Source organism: Streptomyces sp. SDr-06 (genome assembly GCF_003324565.1).
Lineage (GTDB): Bacteria > Actinomycetota > Actinomycetes > Streptomycetales > Streptomycetaceae > Streptomyces.
In genome coordinates this window covers 39,671-57,883 of record NZ_QOLA01000010.1, presented here as the reverse complement: position 1 = coordinate 57,883, position 18,213 = coordinate 39,671, and the positions used below count along the sequence as shown (strand labels likewise).

Genomic DNA, 18,213 nt, shown 5'->3' with positions numbered 1-18,213 from the left:
TTGGCGTGTGAGGAACCGCTGCTGCTGATCGGCGGCGGCGCCCGGGGCGGGCCGGGCAGCGCACGGTCCTGTGGGCAAGTGCCACCTGCCGCCCAGGGGTGCCAAAGCCCACCCTACGGCCAAGCGTCCACGCCACCAGATCGGAAAACTGGTCACCTGCCGGCCTCACCATGAACTAGGCCGAGTCCGGGCGGGCTTCCTCGCAACTCCCCACACCGCATTCCCCGGCAACTAGGGTCAGCTCTCAGTTGCAATCTTACGGATGGCCGTGACTGTTCAAGCGGTTCGCTGGGGAGATGGTCGGACACAGGGGAGCGGGAATTTGGTTACCCTCGCCGAGGTCGGCAAACACGCGGGAGTCTCGGCCAGCACGGTGAGTTACGTCCTGAGCGGCAAGCGGTCCATCTCGCGCAGTACCCGGGAGCGGGTCGAGCTCAGCATCAAGCCGCTCGGCCACCATCCCAACGCCGGTGCGCGAGCCCTGGCCAGCAGCAAGTCCAACATCATTGCCCTGATGATGCCGCTGCGGACCGACATGTACGTCCCGGTGATGATGGAGATCGCTCTTGCCGTCACCACCACCGCCCGGGCCCACGGCCAGGACGTGCTTCTGCTCACCGGCGAGGAAGGCCTTGCCGCGGTGCGCCGAGTCGCGGGCAGCGGTATGGCCGACGCCAAGGCGGTGGAACACGTCATCACCAAACTGGCCGGGCGGGTTGAGGATGTCGTCGAGCTGATCGTGCCGGAGTTGACCGTGCGGCCAGCTCGGGTCCCGCCCCGGAGTGACTCGGACGGCCGAGCGACAGTTCCTGGCCACGGGCACAGGCCACGATCTCGTACTCGGGGCGCGGGGCGTCACACACCCCGCCTGGGGCGTATTGGCTTGCGCCCGGGCTGCACAGGGGGCGCCCCGCGCGCTGATCTCCCGGTGGGCGAGGGGTGTGAGGGGGTGGCTGGGGTGCGTGCTCAGCACGCGGGGTTGCTTGAACCGGGCAGGGGCCGGTTCTGTGTGAGCTGCCATTGAATTCTTGATCGGGGTATGAGAAGGCGCCCGAAGTGCTGGGAAGCCGCGCTGAGTTAAGGTCGCCCACATGCGTTGATAGTTCAATTTCTTTGGTGGTGGCACATTTTAGACTCCCTTTCCTGACTCTGCCGTGATCGGGGCGTATCCCGGGCGGTCGAATGAGGTGCGTGGCGGGAATGCGGTCTTTGCTGTCGGCCGGTCCGGCGGAAAGCTGTGCGGCGTCGGTCCGCGCCACTGCGTCCCGTGGTCAAGGTCTTTGATCAATTCACTGATTGATCGAAATGAGGTGTCGGTCCATGAGGAACGTTGTACCGAGACCCCTTATCGTCGCATCGGGGTGCCTCACAAGGTGAGTTGCTATCGGTTGGTCAGCGCATTTGCGTCCTGAAGTGGCGGCCGCCGGACCCCCCTTGTGAGCCCCGTCGGAAAGGGGCCTCGCGCAGGCCGGAGTACTGCTTCGCGTCATCCCTGACTCGCTGGACTTTCTCGTAAGGTTGGGAAATTTTCAGGGGGTTCTTGGTGCGGAAGTCAAGCCGGGTTGCAACTGGAGTTTCGAACAAGCGATGCATTCGTGGTCGGCGCTCCCCGTGCGCCGCCTTCCGCGCCGGACTGCACCGTCGGCGTCTGAGTGCCGCTGTGCGCCAACGGGGCCGACACTACGCGGCGAGATCAAGCTCTACATTAATTTTTTGGCCGGGGCATATTCCGCCAGCGGTTTTCACGGGTGAGAGGGAGACGCATGGCGATTCATGCAATTGAGGTCGATCTCCAAGCCCTGCTGCGCAGGAAACTGGAGGGTGCGGCTGCGGCTGCGCGTTGGGTGACCGACGTGGACGAGACGTGGTGCCGCCTCACTAGCCGTTCCGCTGTTCCACGCCAGCAGGGCTGGAAGCTGCATGTTTCCGCGACGGCCGCCTCCGCGCCCGAGGTTCTCGCGCGGTCTCTCGACGTGCTCCTGCGGGAGGAGTTGATATTCAAGTTCGCCCGCTCGCTGGAGCAGGTGAACGCACTCAACTCCCGCGCCACGCCCCGAGGGAGTTCCGGGAAGTTCATCACCGTATACCCGCCCTCCGACGAGGACGCGGCCCGCATAGCCCTGGCCCTGCACAAGGTCACCGTCGGCCTGGCCGGTCCCCGCGTTCTTTCGGATCAGCCGTACGCCCCGGACAGTCTGGTGCATTACCGCTATGGCGCCTTCGTGGGACGGCGCAGACTGTCGGAACATGGTCTGCTCGTGTGGTTCATCGAGGACCCCGACGGCAACCCGGTGGAGGACAGGCGAACCGGCCGGTACGCGCCGCCCGCCTGGGCGGTCAGTCCCTTCCCGGCCACGGTTCCGCTGCCGCCACCGCAGGAGAAGGCCGCGAGCGGTCCGGTGTTGCTCGCGGGCCGGTTCTCGGTGCGGGAAGCGATCCGGCACACGAACAAGGGGGGCGTCTACCGTGGCACGGACGTCACCACGGGCAGGCATGTGGTGCTCAAGGAGGCCCGTCCGCACGTCGAGGGTGACACGAAGGGGTCCGACGTCCGTGACTGGCTGCGCGCCGAAGCCCGGACCCTGGAAAAGCTGAAGGGCACCGGACTTGCGCCCGAGCCTCTTGCCCTGTTCGAGACGGGCAGCCACCTCTTCCTCGCCCAGGAGGAAGTTCCGGGCGTGCCCTTGCACACCTGGGTCGCCGAGCGCTTTCGCGACGTCGGCGGCGAACGCTACCGTGCGGACGCGCTCGTCCAGGCGGGGCGCCTCATCGACCTGGTGAAGGCGGCTCACGCCCGCGGCTGCGTACTGCGCGACTTCACACCCGGCAACGTGATGGTCCGTCCCGATGGCGAACTGCGTCTCATCGACCTGGAGCTCGCGGTCCACAGGGACGACGCCATGCTGCCGACCCGCGTCGGGACGCCCTGCTTCAGCGCCCCCGAGCGCCTGGTGGGCGCACCCGTCTCACCGACGGCCGACTACTACAGCCTCGGTGCCACCGTGTGCTTCGTCCTGGCCGGAAAGGTCGCGAACCTTCTCACCGAGGAGCCGGCCACCAGGACGACAGAGCAGCGGTTCGCCGCATGGCTGACGGCCTGTGCCGAAGTGCTGCACCTGCCCGACCCCGTCACCGAGATGATCCTCGGCCTGACCAGGGACGACCCCGACGCGCGATGGGACCCGGCCACCGCGCGCGCGGCTCTCCACGCGGCGACCACACAACCTGCTCGCCGCGCCACGAGCACGCAGGCCGCCCGTGAGGCGAACCCGGCTTCGCACGGCCGCGCAGTCGCAGAAGCACTGGCAGACGCCTCGGCGCACAACTCGACGCAGACGACGATCACGGGCATCGTGAACCACCTCGTCGACTCGATGACCCCGGCCGACGACCGGCGCCTGTGGCCCGTGTCCACCCTGGCCGGGGAGACCGGTCCATGCACGGTGCAGCAGGGCGCGGCCGGCCCCCTCGCGGCCCTGACCCGGTACTTCGAGGCGACAGCGGACCCGCGGCTGCCCCAACTGCTGCACACCGCGGGCCACTGGATCGCCGCTCGCGCCGACACCCGTTCCATACGTCCGGGTCTGCACTTCGGCGGCCGTGGAACGGCATGGGCGCTGTATGACGCAGGACGGGCGATCGACGACCGCGCGCTCATGGATCACGCGCTGGCCCTGGCTCTGGCCACGCAGGAGCCGACGCCCAGCTACGACATCACGCACGGCTGCGCGGGCAGTGGGCTGGCCGCGGCCTACCTGTGGCACCGGACCGGTGATGCGCGTCTGGCCGAGCGGGTCGTGGCGGAGGCCGACCGGCTGGTCAGCGCGGCGCGGCCCGAGCCGTCCGGTGTGAGCTGGCCCGTGCCCGCCGAAGCCGTTTCGGAGGAGGCCGGCAAACGCTACCTGGGCTTTGCTCATGGGACGTCCGGCATAGGCTGCTTCCTCCTTGCTGCCGCCGCGATCTCAGGCCGCCCGGAACACATGGAGCTGGCTCTGGCGGCGGGTGAGCAGCTGGTCACCCACGCGGTGACGGTCGGCCGCGCGGCCCAGTGGCCGGCGCAGGCGACGGACGTACCGACGGCGCCCTACTGGTGCCATGGTTCGGCCGGCATCGCCTCGTTCCTGGTACGCCTGTGGCAGGCGACCGGGGACGAGAGGTTCCACGAGCTCGCCCGCGGGGCCGCGCGAGCAGTGGTGGAGCGTGCGTCCCGTGCGGCTCTGACTCAGTGCCACGGGCTCGCGGGCAATGGCGATTTCCTCCTCGACATGGCTCAAGCCACCAGGGATCCCGCCTACCGCGCGATGGCCGACGACCTCGCCACGCTCACGGTCGCCGAACGCGCGCACCGTGGCGGCCACATCGTCTTCCCCAACGAACACGGAAACGTCTCGACGAGCTGGAGCGACGGATCGGCCGGAATCCTGGCGTTCCTGCTCCGGACGCGCCACCCAAGCCCCCGGCTCTGGATGGTCCAGCAGCCGGGCTGAACGATGGCGGCTCAACGGCCGCTGTCGCCATCTCACCGCTCAGAGAAGGAGAAATGTCGTGGAGAACCAAGACCTTGAAGTTCTGGCCCACCTGCACGCCCTTCCGGAGACCGACCCGGTCGGCGTCGACGAGGCCCAGTTCGGCGGGACGTGTGCGTGCACCGGTCTGCTGACACTCCTCAACACCGTCTGCGTCGGCGTCAGTTGTAGCTAGTCCCCACGACCTCCGGCCGGTGGGCGCCTTCGCGGTCACCGGCCGGAGCCAGGCCCGTGACCGACCGACCCGGGGACGAGACCCGGCAAGGCCCGCGGAAGAAACTCCGGTTGGACGAGGACTCGACCATGCAGCCACCTGTCCATGCGATCAGCACACGCGGACTCCTCAAGAGCTACCCGGGCCCGGGTGGCACCACGACGTACGCCGTTCACGGCCTGGACCTGGACGTACGCAGGGGCGAAACCTATGCCTTCCTCGGCCCCAACGGCGCGGGCAAGTCCACCACCATCGCCCTGCTGTGCGCGCTGGCCCGCCCCACGGCCGGACAGGCCACGGTCGCGGGCATCGACGTGGTCGCCCAGCCGAACCGCGTACGCGGCAAGGTCGGACTGCTCTTCCAGCACAGCGCACTCGACCCGGACCTGACGGCGCAACAGAACCTGTACATCCACGCCCGCCTCTACGGCCTGAGCCGCCGCCACGCCCGCCTGCGCACCGGCGAAACGCTGGAGAAGGTGGGCCTCTCCGACCGGCGGCGCGCCTTGGTACGGACCCTGTCCGGAGGCATGCGGCGCCGCCTCGAACTCGCCCGCGGCCTGCTGCACGCACCCGAGATTCTTTTCCTCGACGAGCCGACCACCGGCCTCGATCCGCACGCCCGCGCCCAAGTGTGGGACTACCTGCGGGTGGTGCGGGACCAGCACGGAAGCACCCTCTTCATCACCACGCACTACTTGGAGGAGGCCGAGAACTGCGACCGGCTCGGGATCATCGACCATGGCCGGCTCGTGGCCCAGGGCACGGCCACCGAGCTGAAGGCGGGGATCGGGGACGACCAGGTGACGCTGCGCACCAGCGACGACGCTGCGGCGCGCCATGTCGTGGGACGGGCCATGCCCCCAGGCGTCGCCGTCACTGGGGGCGGCGAAGGCGTGTCCCTGCGGATCCCGGGTGGAAGCACCTGGATTCCACGCCTGTGCGCGGCACTTGCGGCCCATGACATCGCCGTGCACGCCGCGTCCGCGACCCCGCCAACGCTCGACGACGTCTTCTTCCACCACACCGGCCGCAGCATCCACACCCCCGGCACCCACCCCTGGACGCCCGCCGCGCCGCCGCACCCCGGCGCCGCAGTCACCGAGGAGCACTCATGACCGCGCCCGCCCTCCAGGCCCCGGACGCCCGCTCCGGCCCCGGACGCCCAGGCGCCCCCGACACCGACCATGACGGAACGTCAAGCCTGCGGCACGAAGTGCGCGCGATTCACGCGCTCGTCCACCGCGACCTGCTGCGCCTGGCATCCCAGCCCGTCCACACCGCGCTCATGCTGGTCCAGCCCGTCATTTATCTCTTCATCCTGGGCGGCGGCCTGGCCGCGCTGATCCCCACCGCCACCCTGGGCGTCGGCTACCAGGCCTACCTCTTCCCCGGCGTACTCATGATGACGGTGCAAACCCCCACCATCATGGTCGGGATCCGCCTGATCACCGACCGGCAGAGCGGCTACCTGCGCGAACTCCTGATGGCCCCGGTCCGCCGCCCCGCCCTGCTCCTCGGCACCTGCGCCGGCGGCACGCTCGTCTCCACCGCACAGGGCGCCCTCCTGCTCGCACTGGTCGGCGCCATCGGCCTGCCCTACGACCCGCTACTCCTGGCGCTGCTCCTCGCCGCGATGATCCTGTGCTCCTTCACGCTCACCGCGCTGTCCCTGACCCTGGCCGTGTGCCTGAGCCGGCCCGAGATCTTCAACATGCTGCTCGGCCTGGTGATGATGCCGCTGGTCCTCTTCTCGGGCGGCTTCTTCCCCATCGCGAACCTCCCGGGCTGGGCACACACGGTGGCCGCCGCCAACCCACTGGCGTACGGAGTGGACCTGCTGCGCCGCTGCATCGCACTCCGCGTACCAGGCCAGGCAGCCGGAGCCGGAGTCCAGTGGTCGAGCTACCAGCCCCCTCTGCTTCTGGAAGGCGCCCTTCTGCTCACGCTCGGGATCATGGCCCTCCTCTGGGCCGCCCACGTTTTCAGCCGCCCCGAATGAGAGAGGGCCTTCCCTCGCAGTCCCTTGTAATGTGATGTCGTCCAGGGCGGCTCGGCATCCATGGAGCGGATCATTACTACCCACAATGCCTCGCATTCCCAGCCCGAGACCGCGACTCGTGCTGTTGGCAAGCGCACACTGGCTCTGACCACTCTGCTGACGGCGGCCGTTCTCACCTATGCCTTCGATCTCGGCAGCAAGCTTGTGGTTGTCTCGCGATTGGAAGGCCAAGAGCCCGTCGCCATAGCGGGCCACGTGCTGACGCTGCACGTGTTCCGTAACTCGGGTGCGGCTTTCAGCAGCGGCCAGGCCTTCACTGCGGTGTTCACGGCGATTGCGGTCGCGGTTGTCGTGGTCATCACGCGTGCCGCCCGTAGGCTTCAGAACCTTCCCTGGGCCCTCGCCCTGGGCCTGATGCTTGGGGGCGCGCTCGGCAATCTGACGGACCGGATCTTCCGGTCGCCCGCGGTCTTTCGCGGGCACGTCGTCGACTTCATCTCCGTCGAGCACTTCGCGGTGTTCAACCTCGCCGATTCGGGCATTGTCTGCGGCGGTGCCCTGATGGTCCTCATGTCGATCCGGGGCACTTCCCTGGACGGCTCAGCCCCGCAGGATCGGCAGGGCCGGAGCATGGTCTCCCCGCGGTGAGTCGCTCCAGAACCGAGAGCTCGACCGTATGGCTCTCGAACCAGAACAAACGCCGCGACGGGTCGAGCCGGGAGCAGTTCATCGCCCTCGGCATCGACTGGGCACACACCGTCCGTTGGTGATCACTAGGTGGACGCGAGACGGATGTCCTGGCACTGGAGCATGCCCTGGCGGACACCGCAACGCTCTGCGGCATGCCCGGGCACCCGTTGACGGTCTCTCGGCACTTGTTCCTCAGGAGGTCTTGCTCCTGCCCCGGCCTGCCGGATGAAGCCGTTCCACGCCGCGTCGGGTTCATGATGTGCGACGTGCCTGTGCGCTCCACCATTCGGGTTAATTGCCTGGATAAAATACCTAATTGGGTCTGATGCGTGCTCTTCTGGTTCTACCTGACCAGGTAGCGCAGATGCAGATCTGGGCGACTACAGGGGGGTATCACCATGCGTCTCTCATCCTTCGGCCGTATTTCTGTCACGGCAGCCGCGTGCCTTCTGGCCTCGACCGCGGTTCCCGTATCCGGACACGCGGTCGGCACGAGTCCGTCGACGGCACCGAGCGCCGTGGTGCGGCAGGCAGCGAACTACCAAGTCGAGGTCGACAACTTCTCCAGTCAGGCATTCGACGAGGTCGCGCTGGCCTTCACCCGGCACAGCACGCCCGTCACTCAGATCCTCCACCAGTTCAACGTCCCGGCGTCCAGCGTGGTCTCCTTCGACCTCGGGCCGTGCTCCGACGTGAAGCAGTACGCGGTCAGCGGCCTCGTTGGCGGCGTGCGTGTCTTCACTACGGGCGATGTCGACGCCGATCCCGTCGGCTGCGACGACATCATCACCATCAGGGACCGCGCCGCTGTGCAGGTGAACAGGGCGGAGGCAAGGCGGTGAAGGCGCCAGCGAGGGCGGCTTGCGCAGCTTTGCTCGCCGTCGCTTCAGGCTTGGCCACCGCACCCGTCGCTTCGGCTTCACCGCCCCCGGCCGTGCCCAACTACCGTGTGGACGTCGTCAACCACTCGGGGTTCGGCCTCGACGAAGTGGACGTGGCGGTCGGCCGACACAGCGACCCGGTGATCCGCCTGATCACCCAGCGTCACATCAGGTCAGGTGCCACGGCCACCTTCGACCTGGGAGCCTGTGCGGACGTACGCAAATTCGCGGCCAGTGCCTTTGTCGGCAACCGCGAGGTGCTGCACACCAGTGACATCAGCCCAAATCCGAACTGCCACACGCAGATCGAGATCACCCACACCTGACAGGGGAGGCCCCCATGACCCGTCGGACACATATCCTGTGGGCTCTGCCCATCACGGCCCTGCTCGCCGCTACAGCGGCAATGGCCCCGGCTTCCGCGGCCCCCGCAGAGATCGCCCACGGCGACTTCCTCTTCAACACCAAGTCCGGTCACAGCCTTGACATGCGCAATCCACCCGCAGGCAAGTGCATCAAGATGCCTGCGGAGGGCAGCACTGACGGCACCAACCAGACTGACAAGACGGCGCACATCTTCGCGACCTTCGTCTCCGCCACCGACTGCCGGGGGGAGTTGGCAGTCGCGGGCAAGGGCAACCCGGGGCGCGGCACTCCGTGGAGCACACCCGGATTCAATCCAACCGCGCACGCGGTGAGGTTCGACTGCGACAACCCGTCCGTCTGCTGAAGTCTGCCTGCATCACTTCGAGCTGAGGGCTCGCAGAGAATTGACGTGGGGATTACGAGACTGGACGTTGCTGGTCAGCGCGATGCTCGCAGGCACATGAATTCTCTCCGAGCCCACACTCGTCGAGGTCCCGGGCGCCTGGTGCGACGCCGGCACCAGCGTCCGGATCTCCAAGTCCGGGACCTGGCGGCCCTGGCTGCCGCGGCGGCGGTGCAGGTGGGGCCCGGTGCTCGCGAGCTTCTCAACAGGGCCGCGGGCGCCTCGTATTAAGCGGATGGCGGGGAAGCGGAAGACCAACCGGCGGGGGCGACGAACAGCTACCGCGGTGACGTGCTGCGGGTGCTCGGGGGTGCTGAAGGTCGCGACGGGTGATCAGATCCGGCGGATCGGCGCGCCGCACCAGACCTTCCGGCACGCCGACAAGCCGACCCCGTCGAAGCAGAAGCAGGCCCGCTCCTCCTAGGGCGTGTTGCGAAAGTGCTGGTCACAGCCACTTGTTGAGGACTGTGACCAGTGCGGTTACCTCTTGACGCACGGCGAGTTCGTCGCATCTCGCGGCGGCTGCGCGGTGGCGCTGGTCTGAACCGGCTTTGACCTCAACCGCACTTGAGGTCCTAGCCTCGCGAGCATGACGACCATAAGCACTTTGCGGAACACCGCCATGCTCGATCAGTGGCCGATCGCCCTGGTTGCCTGGGGCGCCACCGAGGCGATCCTGCGGCACTCGCAGGCTGCCCTGGCGCGCATCGACGTGACCCAGCCCCAGTGGTGGGCGCTCAACAACATCGTCCGGGCCAAGCACGGCCTCACCAAAGAAGAGATCCGTGCCCTGGACGTGCCCTACGGTATGGACACCCAGGTGATGGTCCACGCCGCCGATGCCCTCGTGCACCGAGGCTGGCTCGGCGTCGGCGCGGACGGCCGGCTGCCCCTCACGGAACAGGGCCACGAGGGCCTGGCGACGGCGAAGGAACACATGGACCGGGTGCGCGCGGAGCTCCTCGGCGACATCAGGGAGGAGGACTACGCGACGGCGGTCTCCGTACTCCAGCACGTCATCGACAACCTCGCCTGAAGGTGCCGTCGTAAAGGTCGACGTACCCGAGCCGGGGCTCGTTACTGTAAGGCCCGCCAGGTGATGTTGACGAAGGGTTTACCGTGGTCAGAGCCACTCGTTGATCGCTGCGATGAGCACGGTTGCTTCGTAGGGACCGCGAGTTTGTCGTACCGCGTGGCCACGGCACGATGCCTTTGAGGCGATTGATGCCGCACTCGACCGCGTGCCGGGCCTTGTAATCCTCCGCGTCGAACTTCGGCGGCCGACCGCCCCGAGAGCCGAGCTTCTTGCGGTTACGGGCCTGGTCAGCCTTGTCCGGGATGGTGCAGCGGATACCGCGTCGGCGCAGGTAGGCGCGGTTCTTGCGGGAGGCGTACGCTTTGTCGGCGCGGACCCGACGGGGCCCGGTGCGTGGACGGCCAGCCCCCTGGCGGGCAATGCGGACCCTCTTCGGAACGGGCTCGAACTGCGGGGAGTCGCCTCGCTGCCCGGCCGTGATCACGATGGACATGGGCTTCTGCCCCTGCTCGACGGCCAGATGGAGCTTTGTGGTCAGGCCGCCACGCGAGCGTCCGAGCCCATGGTCGTCCGGCTCGACGGCGACGCCACCGGGCGGCTCGGCCTGCAGGTCCCCCTTTTCCTCGCCCCGGCGGCGTGCTGGTGGGCCCGGCACACGGTGGAGTCGATGTTGATGTCCCAGGTGATGAGCCCCTTGGCGTCGGCCTGGGCCAGCAGTGCAGCGAAGATCCGCCGCCATGTGCCGTCCCGCTGCCAGCGGCGGAACAGGTCGTAGACCCGGGCCCAGGGCCCGTACCGCTCCGGCACGTCCCGCCACGGGACGCCGGTGCGGGTGCGAAACCGTATGCCGTCGATCAGCTGCCGCCGGGTGCATATCGGCGGACGGCCCGGCTTCTTACCCCTGGGCAACAGCGGCCCCAGACAGGCCCACTGCATATCCGTCAGGTCTCCACGTGCCACAGAATCAGATCATCCCACCTCAGGATCCACTTCCGATACACGCCCTAGGACACCGGCGCACTCTCCGACATGCGCAAGCACGGCCTCTCCGAGAACGGCGGCTTCACCGAGACGGGGAGTCCCTGCGGAACCTCACCGTCAAGGGCCTGGAGGCCGCCTCCTACGAGCTGCGGCGCCCGGTGACGGAGGGATGGGCTCCACCGCGGGCGGTGCGGGCTCCAGCGGCGCCTCCCACTCGATGGTCGTCAATGAGCCGTGCAGAGGTCGATCGGTGGGCGACCGCGATCGACAGGTGAGTGACGAAGGACAGCGCAGGACTGGGGGAGGCCGTCAGGGCCTCAGTTGGTGCGGTCGGCAAAGCCGGCCGGCAGATCGGCCGGGCCCACGGCGATGACCTGCTCGTCGTCCTCCCCGACGTGCTCGAACAGGGTGATCTTCGCGAACTCCGGTACGACGTAGATCGGGTAGGTCGGCCCCGCGTCGCGGAACGCACGCATCTCGTCCAGGTGCTCGTTCTGGTACAGAACGGTCTTGCTGCCGTCCTCCTCGATCCAGTGAGGGAAGAAGATCGTGCCGTGCAGGACGCGCCGGCCGGGCAGCACGTTCACGACGACCGACGTGCCCGTCGGCTCGTTCCACGAGACCTTGTAGACGTCGTCGGCCAGCTGAGCCAGGTCGACCTTCTGGTCCTTGACCCAACGGCCGCCGACCATGCCGCTGTGGATGCGGTAGTCGATCGTGGTCGCGTTCTTCACGTACATCTCGTACTGCCAGCCGTTGGCGTACGTGTAGATGAAGCGGTGGCCCACTATGCCTGCCAGGTCCTGCGGCGGCACGGGGTTCTGCACGGTGGTGGTCATGGCGCTTCTCCTCGGTGGTGCGTGGCGGTCGCCCGGTTCGGCTCCCGCTATTTGATTTTGCCACAAAATAGTTTTGCATCAAAACTGTGCCGTACGGCTGACAGAATGGAGGGATGGACAGCAGCTCAGCGGACACCGGCCACGTCGCTCTCGAACTCGGCAGACTCCTAGGGCCGCTGCGGCGCGCCGTGCTCCGCGCCACACGGAATGCGGAGGGGCTGCCGGATCTGCCCGAGGCGCAGATCGAACTGCTGCGGACGCTGTCCGCCGCCCCCGACGGGCTGGCACCGCGCGAGGCGGCGGCACGGCTGCGCATCGCGCCGTCCACGGTGAGCAACCTGGTGCGCACGATGACGGCGGCGGGCCTGGTGGAGCGGATGTCCCATCCGCACGACCTCCGAACGGTGACGCTCACGGCCTCGGACAAGGCGCGGGAACTGCTGGCGCGCTACGACAGTGCTAGTACGGCGGCGCTGGCCGAAGCGAGCGCCGAACTGCCGGCGGAGGACCGGGCGACACTGGCCGCAGCCATGCCCGCCCTGGACCGGCTGCTGCTGACCGTGGAGCGACAGACCTCCACGGTGGCCCGCCGTTCAGCGGGGCAGGGCGGTCGCGGCGCATCCGCCGGCTGACGGACCGGGGCGCCCGCGCGCGTCGGAACAACGGGGCACCGAAAGCACGGCGGCCGGACATGCCGACCGCCGTGTCAGAAGGTACGTTTCGCCCTCCCGGCCCGGCTCTGCCGGGAAGGCTTGCCTGGCCGGGCAGGGAGGGCCCACGTCCAGCGCGTCCTGACGGCCATCGCCGTCAACATCGAGCGCCTCAGCGGACTGCCGTCCGAAGAAGCACCCACACCCCGCCGGCCGATCCCCGAGAGAGGCAAGCTGAGCCCTTCGGCTCGAGACGTGCGGAGGAAGTTCGCGCCCTTGGCCGGAACGCCGGAGAGGACCGGCCGGTTTATCACGAGTGGTTTCGACAGCACCTCTGGCCACTGCCGTTCGATGGTGGTGCCGGATTTTCATGGGTGCTCGGTGCTGGCTTGCCTGCGCCGAGCCGTGCGGGCTCAACGCAATGGAGTGCCGCCTCGGTCAGGGCAGGGCCTTGATCCACTCGGTGACGATGTCGACGTACAGCTGAGCCATCGGCTCGTGCATGGTGTACGGGGCATCGAGCGGGGTGAAGGTGACCGGAAGACCGGTGGACTCCAGCAGGCGGCGGGCCTGGCCCGGAGTACAAGCGCGTGGTGCACACGCATCTGGGTGCGCCACGCGTAGAGCGTCATGCCGAGCTCGTCGCGTAGCAGTCGGCTCAGGGCGCGGGCGCTGGCCCCGACCTGCCGGCCGGGCCCGGCCGGCGGTAGCGAACGGCCGTTGATTGGACTGACCCGGTCAAGGCTGGTGCTGGCAGAAGGCGGGTTGCTGACGGGCAGTAGGGAGCCCCCGCGGTGACCGTTTTCGCCGTCCCTGATGCCGACTTGCTGAAGGTGCTGGTGGGCGCGTCGGCCCGGCCCGCTGGGGGACCTCGCGGCTGGTGCTACCAGGATTCCGAGGTCTCCGTCGTGCCGATGGAAGGGCGAGCACGGCCGGTCGGGAGTGCTTTGAGAGCGAGGAGAGGGAGAAACAGGATCGACAGCATGGCGGCCCCGACCAGGGCCGCCGCCTCGCTGGGCTCCACCGCGCCGTCACTTACCCCGATGGTGGTGATCGCGACGACCAGCGGCAGACAGGTGGCGCAGTAGAAGGTCAGCGAGGTCCGCTCGCGGCGGGACAGGCTACGCGGGGCCAGAAGCCAGGCGGGGCCGCCACGTACCAGAAGGAACAGGAGCAGGAAGACGGGCAGGAGGAGCAGGGGACGGCCACCGTCGAGCAGGGCGTGCAGGTCGAAGTTGATGCCGGTGACGATGAAGAACACCGGCACCAGAAAGCCGAACCCCATCGCTTCGATCTTGCCCAGGACTTCCTCGCTGTTCTCGGGGCCGGCGCCGCGCAGGACCAGGCGGGTGAGCAGGCCGGCGGCGAAGGCGCCCAGGAGGGTGTCCAGGCCGAAGGCCACGGACAGGCCGAGCATGGCGGCCAGGAGCAACATCACCAGCCGGACGGCGAACTGCCCGCTGGTGTGCAGCGTGGCGGTGATGACGTGGGCGAACCAGGCTGGGGGCGGGCGCAGCGCCATGTAGACGGCCCCCGCCGTCACCGCGGCGAAGGCGGCGAGGACGGCGGTCGCGGCGCCGGGGGCGCGGCCACTGAGCAGGACGGCCATCGCGATGACCGGGCCGAATTCGCCGACCGCTCCGAACGCCATCACCACCGTGCCGAACCGAGTGCGCAGCACACCTGAGTCACGCAGCATCGGCAGCACGGCGCCCAGGGCGGTACTGGTCAGCGCGGTTCCGATGACGAAGCTTTTCGTTACCTGCGCGCCGGTCAGGGCGAACGCGATACCCAGTCCTGTCGCGAGCGACACGACCCACGCTGTCACCGCGCGCCGAAGCGTGTCGCCGCGAACGGCATCGAACTCGATCTCGTACCCGGCCAGGAAGATCAGCATCGACAGGCCCAGGTTGGACAGGGTGTTGATGAGTTGGCTGGGGTGCGCCCAGTCCAGCACATCGGGGCCGATCAGGATGCCCAGCCCGATTTCGAAGATGGCCACCGGCACGCTCAGTCGGCGGCTCGTGGCGAAGGCGAGAAGCGGGGCGAGCACCGCGATGGCCATGATCAGGATGAGCGTTCCAGGGTGCGGCATATCTACTGAGTAGCATAAATTCGGGCAAAAGGATCTTTCATCGCGAACGAGGTGGACACGGTGGCATGGTCCGCGACGATGACCCCGGACAGCACCGGCAAGTGGCCATCCGTATGCACCGGCCAGTGCACCTACGTCTGGAAGACCGACAGGGCCTGGAAGGGCACCTGCCGCGTGTTCCACCTCGGCCTAAGCGACAGCAGCGACCACACTGCCAACTGCTCCTTCAACTGACTTTCCCCTCGTTGGTGCCCCGCCGGATACCGGCGGGGCACCAACGCACGACCCACCTCAACTCGGGCATCGGCTGCCTCCCGGCGCACACCACTGACTGGACACGGCCAACACCCCCTGCCTGACCGCCGAGAAAGGTCTGAGGGGGCTTTTCACAAGGGCTGGTCGCCCTCGACCGGGTAGGGCACGAACGTGCTGCTGTTCTGGTCGATGAGCAGGGGGCGGCCCAGGGGTGGTGCGGCCCGCTGGGAGCAGTCGAGGTGTTCGCAGACGCGGCAGCCCATGCCGATGGGGGTGGCGGCTGAGGCGTTGGTGAGGTCGAGGCCGTCGGAGTAGACGAGCCGGTGGGCGTGGCGGATCTCGCAGCCGAGGCCGATGGCGTAGGTCTTGCCCGGGGCGCCCCAGCCGCCGCGGTGGCGGGTGACGGCTCTTGCCGTCCACAAGTAGCGCTGCGTGTCGGGCATTTCGGCGATCTGGACGTGGATGCGTCCGGGGGCGGCGAACGCCTCGTAGACGTTCCACAGGGGGCAGGTGCCGCCGGCGCGGGAGAAGTGGAAGGCCGTCGCGGACTGGCGTTTGGACAGGTTGCCGGCGCGGTCGACGCGTACGAAGGAGAACGGCACGCCGCGCAGCCTGGGCCGCTGGAGGGTGCTCAGCCGGTGGCAGATGGTCTCGTAGCCCAGGCCGAAGTGATCGGTCAACCGCTCGATGTCGTAGCGGGATTGCTCGGCGTACGCGTGGAAGCGGCCGTACGGCAGGATCAGCGCGGCAGCGAAGTAGTTGGCGATGCCGATACGGGCCAGTGCCTCGGTGGACGAGCCGGGCGGGAAGTCCTCGGTGGCCAGTCGATCGATGTCCTCGCCGTGTTCCAGCAGGGCCAACTGCGTGGCCAGGCGGAACGCGCGCTGACCTGGGCGCAGCCGCGAGGACAGGTGGAGGGTGCGGGTTGTGTTGTCATAGCGGTGCAGCCGCGCGCCGGGCTCCGCGGCCAGATGAACGCCGTGCGCATCGGCGAGTCTCACGGTGAGGGCCCCGACCACCTCCCCCGGCCGGATGCCGATCTCACCGGCCAGCCGCTCGGCGGCGAGGTCGATGTCGTGAAGGTAGTTCTGGCGGCGGTAGAAGAAGTCGCGGATCTCCTCGTGGGGTGTGGAGGTGGTTCCTCGATCGCGGTCCCGGACATCCGCCGCCCCGGCCAGGCGCTCGGACAGCTGCTGGTTGCGGCGGCCCAGGTCGAGAAGGACCTTGGCGATGCCGGGCAGCCGGGTGGCCAGGTCACTGAGGTCGGCGGCGGAAACGTGGGACTCGGCGATCTCCCCGGCGAGCGCCTCGCGCAGGTCGGCGATCAAGCGGGTGGTGTCGCGCTCGGAGAAGAACCCCGGGTCCACGCCGAACGCCTCAGTCAGCCGGAGCAGGACGGGCACGGTGAGGGGGCGGGAGTCGTGCTCCATCTGGTTGAGGTAGCTCGGGGAGATGCCCAGGACACGGGCGAGGTCCGTCTGGTTCATCCCGCGCTCCTCGCGCAGCCTCCGCAGCCGGGCACCCGCGTATGTCTTACTCACCGAACCGCTCCTCCACACCGGCAACTTGGTCCGGTCAGCGTAAGCGGACAGGCCACCCCCAGACTTTCGCAAGATTGGCAAAACCCGCGGGAAGATTCGCAAAGATTGGCACTGATCCCTCCTTGTTGGCACTCAGTGCCAATGCCAGAGTCGTAGCGCGGCCCGCCAGACCGGCAGGCACAGCGCGAATCCGGGGCGCGATTTCTTGCCCTGACGTCGGAGACCCCGGCAGCGGCGGACACCTGCACCAGCAGCATTGCTCAGCTCCACGGTGCGGGTGACGGCGGGCCGCATCCCAGCCCTTACGCGACACGCAGTGCCGCCCCTGTCATCCGGGTAGCGGGGTTGGCAAGCCGCACAAACCGACCAGCAGCACAGACCGAGGAGACGGAGACAGTCATGGCAGAAGCGAGGACTCAGGCGGCCGAGGAGCTGGCGCGCCGCTGGGCAACGAGCCCGCGCTGGAAGGGCATCGAGCGCACCTACAGCGCCGAGGACGTGGTGCGGCTCTCCGGCAGCGTCCGCGAGGAAGCCACGCTCGCCCGGCGCGGCGCCGAGCGGTTGTGGCGCCAGCTCCACGAGCGCGACTACATCCACGCGCTGGGCGCGCTGACCGGCGGGCAGGCCGTCCAGCAGGTGAAGGCCGGGCTCCAGGCCATCTACCTGTCCGGCTGGCAGGTCGCCGCCGACGCCAACCAGGCCGGGCACACCTACCCCGATCAGAGCCTGTATCCGGCCAACTCCGTTCCCCAGGTGGTGCGTCGGATCAACAACGCGCTGCTGCGCGCGGACCAGATCGCCACCGCCGAGGGCGGCACCGACACCACCGACTGGCTGGCCCCGATCATCGCCGACGCGGAAGCCGGTTTCGGCGGCCCGCTCAACGCCTTCGAGCTCACCAAGGCCATGATCGCGGCCGGCGCCGCGGGTATCCACTACGAGGACCAGCTCGCCTCCGAGAAGAAGTGCGGTCACCTCGGTGGCAAGGTGCTCGTCCCCACCGCCCAGCACATCCGGACCCTCAACGCGGCCCGCCTCGCCGCCGACATCGCCGACGTCCCCACCCTGATCATCGCCCGCACCGACGCTCTCGCCGCGACCCTGCTGACCAGCGACGTCGATGAACGCGACGCCCCGTACGTGACCGGCGAACGCACCGCCGAGGGCTTCTATCACGTGCAGAACGGCATGGCCCCGGTCATCGCCCGCGGCCTCGCCTACGCGCCGTACGCCGACCTCATCTGGGTCGAGACCGGCACCCCCGACCTCGCGCAGGCCCGCGAGTTCGCCGAAGCCATCCACGCCGAGCACCCCGACCAGATGCTCGCCTACAACTGCTCGCCCTCCTTCAACTGGAAGGCATCCCTCGACGACGACCAGATCGCCAAGTTCCAGCGCGAACTGGCCTCGATGGGCTACCGCTTCCAGTTCATCACCCTGGCCGGCTTCCACTCCCTCAACCACGGCATGTTCGACCTCGCCCGCGGCTACGCCGACCACGGCATGACCGCCTACGTCGACCTCCAGGAGCGCGAATTCGCCGCGCAGCAGCACGGCTTCACCGCCGTCAAGCACCAGCGCGAAGTCGGCACCGGCTACTTCGACCAGGTCTCCACCGCCATCAACCCCGCCTCCTCCACCACCGCCCTGGCCGGCTCCACGGAGGAAGAGCAGTTCCACTAGGCCGCCGGACCGGACACGCCGCCCCCCCGTCCGGCCGGGCGATCGGCCGAG

The 18,213-nt window shown here is 68.4% G+C and carries 16 protein-coding genes and 2 pseudogenes; 13 read left to right on the top strand and 5 right to left on the bottom strand.

Features of this window, described 5'->3' with window-relative positions:
- Positions 1-322: 322 nt before the first annotated feature.
- The 10 genes and pseudogenes from DT019_RS21010 to DT019_RS20965 all read left to right on the top strand — a co-directional run.
- Positions 323-676, top strand: a pseudogene (locus DT019_RS21010) (LacI family DNA-binding transcriptional regulator); the annotation flags it as partial.
- 1,087 nt (positions 677-1,763) lie between these two features.
- Positions 1,764-4,487: a class IV lanthionine synthetase LanL gene (gene lanL, locus DT019_RS21005; RefSeq protein ID WP_114038419.1), complete on the top strand. Its 2,724-nt coding sequence runs from the start codon at positions 1,764-1,766 to the stop codon at positions 4,485-4,487.
- A gap of 58 nt (positions 4,488-4,545) precedes the next feature.
- The gene (locus tag DT019_RS39665; protein ID WP_189389786.1) at positions 4,546-4,701 is read left to right on the top strand and encodes a VenA family class IV lanthipeptide; all 156 of its coding nucleotides are present in this window, start codon (positions 4,546-4,548) and stop codon (positions 4,699-4,701) included.
- Between the two features lie 128 nt (positions 4,702-4,829).
- A complete protein-coding gene (locus DT019_RS21000; RefSeq protein ID WP_114038575.1) occupies positions 4,830-5,858 on the top strand; it encodes an ATP-binding cassette domain-containing protein in 1,029 nt (342 codons plus the stop codon).
- Positions 5,855-6,742: an ABC transporter permease gene (locus tag DT019_RS20995; protein ID WP_114038418.1), complete on the top strand. Its 888-nt coding sequence runs from the start codon at positions 5,855-5,857 to the stop codon at positions 6,740-6,742. Before DT019_RS21000 ends, DT019_RS20995 begins: the two co-directional genes overlap by 4 nt.
- 60 nt (positions 6,743-6,802) lie before the next feature.
- On the top strand, positions 6,803-7,390 hold the full coding sequence (lspA, locus tag DT019_RS20990) for a signal peptidase II (protein ID WP_114038417.1): 588 nt from the start codon (positions 6,803-6,805) through the stop codon (positions 7,388-7,390).
- Positions 7,391-7,830: 440 nt separating this feature from the next.
- Positions 7,831-8,274: a hypothetical protein gene (locus DT019_RS20985; protein ID WP_147267334.1), complete on the top strand. Its 444-nt coding sequence runs from the start codon at positions 7,831-7,833 to the stop codon at positions 8,272-8,274.
- A 92-nt stretch (positions 8,275-8,366) separates the two neighbouring features.
- Positions 8,367-8,639 carry a hypothetical protein gene (locus DT019_RS20980; RefSeq protein WP_114038415.1) on the top strand — a complete coding sequence of 91 codons (273 nt, stop codon included), beginning with the start codon at positions 8,367-8,369 and terminating at the stop codon, positions 8,637-8,639.
- A gap of 14 nt (positions 8,640-8,653) precedes the next feature.
- Positions 8,654-9,043 carry a hypothetical protein gene (locus DT019_RS20975; RefSeq protein WP_114038414.1) on the top strand — a complete coding sequence of 130 codons (390 nt, stop codon included), beginning with the start codon at positions 8,654-8,656 and terminating at the stop codon, positions 9,041-9,043.
- Positions 9,044-9,671: 628 nt separating this feature from the next.
- On the top strand, positions 9,672-10,118 hold the full coding sequence (locus DT019_RS20965) for a MarR family winged helix-turn-helix transcriptional regulator (RefSeq protein WP_189389784.1): 447 nt from the start codon (positions 9,672-9,674) through the stop codon (positions 10,116-10,118).
- 87 nt (positions 10,119-10,205) lie between these two features.
- Here the strand turns inward: DT019_RS20965 and DT019_RS40755 are convergent.
- Positions 10,206-11,078 (bottom strand): annotated as a pseudogene (locus tag DT019_RS40755) (IS5 family transposase).
- A 338-nt stretch (positions 11,079-11,416) separates the two neighbouring features.
- Positions 11,417-11,938: a phenolic acid decarboxylase gene (locus tag DT019_RS20955; RefSeq protein ID WP_114038411.1), complete on the bottom strand. Its 522-nt coding sequence runs from the start codon at positions 11,936-11,938 to the stop codon at positions 11,417-11,419.
- A 113-nt stretch (positions 11,939-12,051) separates the two neighbouring features.
- Between DT019_RS20955 and DT019_RS20950 the strand changes: the two genes are divergently transcribed.
- On the top strand, positions 12,052-12,570 hold the full coding sequence (locus DT019_RS20950; RefSeq protein ID WP_114038410.1) for a MarR family winged helix-turn-helix transcriptional regulator: 519 nt from the start codon (positions 12,052-12,054) through the stop codon (positions 12,568-12,570).
- A gap of 456 nt (positions 12,571-13,026) precedes the next feature.
- Here the strand turns inward: DT019_RS20950 and DT019_RS39660 are convergent, their stop codons facing one another.
- A complete protein-coding gene (locus tag DT019_RS39660) occupies positions 13,027-13,206 on the bottom strand; it encodes a hypothetical protein (RefSeq protein WP_189389782.1) in 180 nt (59 codons plus the stop codon).
- Positions 13,207-13,471: 265 nt separating this feature from the next.
- Positions 13,472-14,683 (bottom strand): cation:proton antiporter, encoded by a 1,212-nt coding sequence (locus DT019_RS20935; RefSeq protein WP_114038408.1) that lies wholly within the window; start codon positions 14,681-14,683, stop codon positions 13,472-13,474.
- A 78-nt stretch (positions 14,684-14,761) separates the two neighbouring features.
- On the opposite strand from DT019_RS20935, the gene DT019_RS41100 reads away from it, so the two are divergent.
- Entirely contained in the window at positions 14,762-14,917 is a 156-nt protein-coding gene (locus DT019_RS41100; RefSeq protein ID WP_223279703.1) for a PxKF domain-containing protein, read from the top strand.
- Between the two features lie 152 nt (positions 14,918-15,069).
- On the opposite strand, the gene DT019_RS20925 is transcribed toward DT019_RS41100, so the two are convergent.
- On the bottom strand, positions 15,070-16,479 hold the full coding sequence (locus DT019_RS20925) for a short-chain fatty acyl-CoA regulator family protein (RefSeq protein ID WP_114038406.1): 1,410 nt from the start codon (positions 16,477-16,479) through the stop codon (positions 15,070-15,072).
- A 399-nt stretch (positions 16,480-16,878) separates the two neighbouring features.
- Between DT019_RS20925 and aceA the strand changes: the two genes are divergently transcribed.
- Positions 16,879-18,162 carry an isocitrate lyase gene (gene aceA, locus DT019_RS20920; protein WP_114038405.1) on the top strand — a complete coding sequence of 428 codons (1,284 nt, stop codon included), beginning with the start codon at positions 16,879-16,881 and terminating at the stop codon, positions 18,160-18,162.
- The last annotated feature ends 51 nt before the right edge of the window (positions 18,163-18,213 follow it).